Source organism: Kitasatospora sp. NPDC057542 (genome assembly GCF_042801945.1).
GTDB lineage: Bacteria > Actinomycetota > Actinomycetes > Streptomycetales > Streptomycetaceae > Kitasatospora.
This window is the reverse complement of record NZ_JBHVFE010000592.1, coordinates 1-4,846: the sequence shown is the minus strand read 5'-3', so window position 1 is coordinate 4,846 and position 4,846 is coordinate 1. Positions and strand designations below refer to the sequence as shown.

At 70.9% G+C, this 4,846-nt stretch carries 4 protein-coding genes and 1 pseudogene; all 5 read right to left on the bottom strand.

The genetic code is table 11. The annotated features are described in order from the left end of the window. A partial coding sequence (locus ACFU7Y_RS40305; protein WP_380771348.1) for a GNAT family N-acetyltransferase occupies positions 1–401 on the bottom strand: 401 nt, incomplete at its 3' end. A 436-nt stretch (positions 402–837) separates the two neighbouring features. Continuing rightward, positions 838–1,185 carry a VOC family protein gene (locus ACFU7Y_RS40300; RefSeq protein ID WP_380771346.1) on the bottom strand — a complete coding sequence of 116 codons (348 nt, stop codon included), beginning with the start codon at positions 1,183–1,185 and terminating at the stop codon, positions 838–840. A 633-nt stretch (positions 1,186–1,818) separates the two neighbouring features. Further along, positions 1,819–1,941, bottom strand: a pseudogene (locus tag ACFU7Y_RS40295) (IS481 family transposase); the annotation flags it as partial. A 78-nt stretch (positions 1,942–2,019) separates the two neighbouring features. Continuing rightward, positions 2,020–3,870, bottom strand: coding sequence for an ATP-binding protein (locus ACFU7Y_RS40290; protein ID WP_224280765.1), 1,851 nt, complete (start codon positions 3,868–3,870; stop codon positions 2,020–2,022). Beyond that, positions 3,860–4,597: a response regulator transcription factor gene (locus tag ACFU7Y_RS40285; RefSeq protein ID WP_224280764.1), complete on the bottom strand. Its 738-nt coding sequence runs from the start codon at positions 4,595–4,597 to the stop codon at positions 3,860–3,862. The genes ACFU7Y_RS40290 and ACFU7Y_RS40285 overlap by 11 nt, the downstream gene beginning before the upstream one ends. Between the last annotated feature and the right edge of the window lie 249 nt (positions 4,598–4,846).

The following is a 4,846-nucleotide window of genomic DNA, read 5'->3' as shown; positions in this document are numbered from 1 at the left end:
TTGTAGTCGGTGGCCCATAGGCCTATGGGTGCGGCTCCGGCCCAGGTGAGGAACTCGGTCATCATGCGGCCACCGAGTCCCTGGCCCTGGACGTGGTTCAGCAGATACATCGGTCCGAGAGTGACCATCTCGCCGCGGCGCCCGCAGAGAACGCCGACGATCTCGGTTTCAGAACGGAGGACACGGCAGAACAGCAGGTCCGGCTCCTGGTTCGCTGCCTCGATGAACTCCCGCCACTGGTTGATGCCTTCCGCGGTAGCTGACGAGCCGCGATGCTCACGGATCCAGTCCTCGTCGATCCCCACCTCCGGGTTGGGGTATGTCTGCAGCCAAGCCCTCAGCAGCAGCGGCCCCAGCTGCGCGGAGTCGTCCGGACGAGCAGCTTCGATCACGTAGGTCATGGCAACGATCCTCGTCGATCATCCACCGCTTCAGGCCGCCCAGTCAGATGTCACCCGATTTTGGCGCGCTGCTCCGTTCGCGCTCTGGTGCTGGCGAGTCGGTAGGAGTCGGTGGCGTCAAACGCTGGTCCCTCGCGTACACCTTCCCGTCTCGCTAGCCGGACCCGGACCGTCTGGCAGTGCCGGTCCGTCCCGGCACTGTCAGGGCTGCTTACCGCTCACCTCGACATCCCCCGAGACGAACTGCCCCCAGCTTCAGTCAGGTTGCTGCGACAACCCGGCGGTGCAGGTCTCACACCTCACTCGACTCCATGTCACCTCGTGGCGCACCCACCCGGTACGACAAGCACGCGGTCCGCTACGAAGCGACCGTGCTGGTCGCAGCCGTCAACGAGTGGCTGTGACCGGCATCTTTCCGGCCGTGCGGAAAGCGGCGTCAGCGGTGGCTCAGCACGTTGACCATGCGGCCGTTGGGGTCACGGACGAAGAACCGCCGCACGCCCCACTCCTCATCCTGCAGGGGGTGGACGATCTCCGCACCGCTGTCCCGCATGGCCGCATAGGCCGCGTCCACATCATCCACTTCGACACTCATGTCGGGGGTGACCGGCGCAGTCTCGTCGCTGGTCATGAAGCTGACTTGCGCCGCCGGACTGGACGCTGAGGCGAGGGTCATGATCCAGCCGTGGTTCATGACCTCCTCGAAGCCCAGCAGGCCATAGAACTCCCGGTTCTCCTGCGCAGTCTCTGACTGAATGTTGGGCACGACACGGCGAACAGACATCGACGACTCCAGATAAGAACAGACATGGCTCCGAGACCCTCCACAAGTAGTACGGCACACCCACCGCCGCGCAGGGCGCAGCACGGGACGATGCCGGGCCGGACGGGCCCCGCCCGCGGGGCCAGGGCCAGACGCGGCGGCCACCCCACCTGGCGCAGGCCCGGCGGTGTGACTGTGGGGGCGGGGCAGGTAGCCTCGGGCTCCACCGGGCGAGCAGCGCCGTGGCCCATGGCCAGGAGCCTGCGATGGTGCTTCCGGGGCTATCCGCGGTGAAATCTTCGGTGAGATCTTCGGGAGGTCTGTGGTGGCATCTTCGTGGAACAGTTCAATGCGTCTTGGCGTGGTTCTTTGAGTCTCCCGGACCGAATTGTTCGTGGCCGCAAATCGATTTCATCAGGATGCGGTTTCGTGACGGTGCTGAGGCCGCACCTCGATGACGCCCGGGACCGCACCGCGCTGGCGCGGCCAACTGCAACCCGATGGCGTCGGTGCTGCGGCCCTGGAGTGGTGACCTGGAGGCGGCCGGGCTGGCCGAGGAGCAGCGGCCGAGTCGGCGCGGCTGGCGGAGGCCGAACGGCAGGCCTCCCACGCGGTGTGGGCTTGCGAGTACTGGGCGTCGGAACGGGTCGTGCGCCCGGCCTGTCGGCCCGGGACCTTGTGGCCGCCGCTGTCGGGAATGTTGCCGAGCTTCTTGATATCGACGTGGACCAACTCGCCCGGTGCACAGTGCTCGTAACGTCGGATCACGCGGCCGGTGATCGTAGCCCTGGACGGGGCCAGGCGTAGCGTCGCCGACGAGTCCCTCAGGCGTCGTGCCTGATGTCCTGAGCACCCTCAACGGTCGTTCCGCCGGCCGCCGGGGGCCTGCGGTGGGGCGGCAGCCGTGGTGGGAAGGCGCACGGTGAACACCGAGCCGGTTCCAGGCGTGCTGGCCGCGTGGACGTCGCCGCCGTGGATCTCGGCGAGCTTCCGGACGATGGCGAGGCCGAGACCGCTGCCGCCGCTCTGGCGGTTGCGGGACTTCTCGGCCCGCCAGAAGCGCTCGAACACCAGCGGCAGGTCCGCCGCAGCGATGCCGTTGCCGCTGTCGGCGACCTCGATGAGCAGGGCGTCGGCGTCCAGGCGGGTCCGCAGGGTGACCGTGCCGCCCTCCGGGGTGTGCCGGACGGCGTTGGCGACCAGGTTGCCCACCATCTGGCGCAAACGCACCGGGTCGGCGAACACCTCGTATCCGGCCGTGGCCGCGACCGGTTCGACGGTCAGGGTCACGCCCGACGCCTGTGCCCGGGCGCCGTGGGCGGTGGCGACCTGGGCGAGCAGGTCCTCGGCGTCCACGAGCCGGCGGTGCAGGGCGAGTTCGCCGGCGTCGGCGGCGGCGAGGTCCCGCAGGTCGTCGATCACGTGCTGAAGCAGCAGGGCCTCCTCCAGCAGCGAACTCGTCAGGGCTCCGTCGGCGGTGACGATGCCGTCCTCGACGGCCTCCAGCCAACCGCGGATGTTGCTGAGCGGGGTACGCAGTTCGTGCGCGATGTCGCCCACCATCGCCCGGCGCAGCTCCTCGAGTTGTTCGCGGCGCTGAGCCATGGCGTTGAAGGCGGCGGCGAGTCCGGCGATCTCGTCGCGGCCGGTCGTGGCCACCCGGGCGGAGAGGTCCCCGTCGGTCATCCGCCTGGCGGCGCGGGTGAGTGCGTTCAGCGGCCGGGAGAGCCGCAGTCCGACCGTCGTGGTGATCGCCACGGTGATCGCCAGGACCAGCGCGGCGACCTCGGCGACCCGCCCGCGGTGGGGGGCGGACAGGACGGGGGCCGGATCCTCCGCCCCGGCGGGTGCGCCGACGAACAGCAGCACGGGCGGTGCCACGTACCGGACGAGTTGCTGCCGGCGGGAGTTGGCGAGGCAGGCGGAGATCACCTGTTCCTGCGCCGGGTCACGGGACGGGGACCACTGCAGCGCCAGGGACAGCGTGACGGGCCGGATCTGCTGGCGCTCCAGGCAGGCGTTGACGAGTGCGGTGAGGTCGGCGAGGGCCGCGCTCTCGGTGCGGGTCGGGGCGTCCAGCACCAGGGGGGACGCGCAGCGCGCGCTGGGGGCGTGGTCGCCGGGGACGCTCACCACGGGGTGTCCGGCGGGGTCGTCGGTGACGGTCGCCTCGACGCCCAGTTCCGACCGCAGGCAGCCGGCCCGGTTCCGTGCGGCCTCCTCCATGGCCGTGCGCTCGGCGGTCGTCAGCCGGAACGGGCCCACGGCGCGGGCGTCGATCCGGTCGGCGGGGGCATCGGGCAGCATGGCGAGATCGACGGAGAGCGGGTCGACGGTGGTGGTGGGGGTGTGGGGCAGGGCCGTGCGGTCGGCGGCCGTGTTCGGGGCCGGCGCCGCGGACGCGGAGTCGATGACCGGCTCGAAGCGCGGTGTGGCCAGCAGGATGTGCTGCCCGGTGTCGGCGGCGAGCCGCCGCACGGTCGACTCCGCGCCGGTCCAGTCGGGGTGGGTCGCGGCGTAGCCGAGCAGTTCGTGGTAGATCCGGGCCTGGTCCGCGAGGACCTGACGCCGCTCCTGCCTGATCACGCCCGTCGTGGTGCGGGCGGTCAGCCAGGCCGTCGCGGCGATGGAGCAGAGGGAGACCAGGGCGGAGAGGGCGAGCAGCCGGAGCAGCAGGCTGCGGTGCGGCGGGGTGTCACGACGCACCGCGCGGCCCTTCCGCGAGCTTGTAGCCGATGCCGTAGACAGTCAAGAGGCGTGTGGGGAGCCGTGGTTGGGGCTCGATCTTGCGACGCAGGTTCATCACGTGGGTGTCGACGGTCCGGGTGGTGATGTACCGGTCGATGCCGTGCAGGTGCTCCAGCAGCTGGGCCCGGGTGAAGACCCGGCCGGGCTGGGCGGCCAGCACCTCCAGCAGCCGGAACTCACCGGGCGTGCAGCTGACGGGCCGTCCGTCCGCGGTGACCTCGTGGCGCAGGGGGTCGACGGTGAGGGCCCCGGTGGTCAGCACCGCCGCCGACGGGGCGACGGGCGTTGCCGTCTGCGCGGCGGCGTCCTGAGACAGCGGGCGGGAGCCGCGACGCAGCAGGGCGCGCACCCGGGCGACGAGTTCGCGGGGGCTGTAGGGCTTGGTGAGGTAGTCGTCGGCGCCGAGGTCGAGCCCGAGCAGCAGGTCCTCCTCGGTGCTGCGGGCGGTCAGCATCAGGACCGGGACGGCGGATTCGGCGCGCAGGGCGCGGCAGACGTCGAGTCCGTCCATGACGGGCATCATCACGTCGAGGACCAGGAGCTGTGTCGGGCCGCTCCGGGCCTGTTCCAGCGCGGCGCGGCCGTCGTGGACGACGACCACACGATGCCCTTCCCGCTCCAGGTACAGGCGGACCAGGTCGGCCTGCTTGGGGTCGTCCTCGGCAACCACGACATGTGCGCACATGAGGATGATCGTAATTCGCCCTCCGGAGGCATCCCCCACCGGTTCACGACAGCCTCTCGACAAGTTCCTGACACCGACGGACCAGGGTGGGTGCAACCCGCCGGGGGAGCGCCCCGGCCCCGCCTCCGAAAGGCTCCCGTGTGATGCCCTCCCCCCGTCCGGTGTCCCTCACCGCCCTCGCCCTCGGGGCAGCCCTGCTGCTGTCCACTGTCCCCGCCGTCGCGGCGGGGGCCGCCCCGAACGGGCCGG

Excerpts from the sequence above, each read along its gene's own strand:
- ACFU7Y_RS40285 (WP_224280764.1), bottom strand. The coding sequence starts at position 4,597 with ATGTGCGCACATGTCGTGGTTGCCGAGGACGACCCCAAGCAGGCCGAC.
- ACFU7Y_RS40300 (WP_380771346.1), bottom strand. The coding sequence starts at position 1,185 with ATGTCTGTTCGCCGTGTCGTGCCCAACATTCAGTCAGAGACTGCGCAG.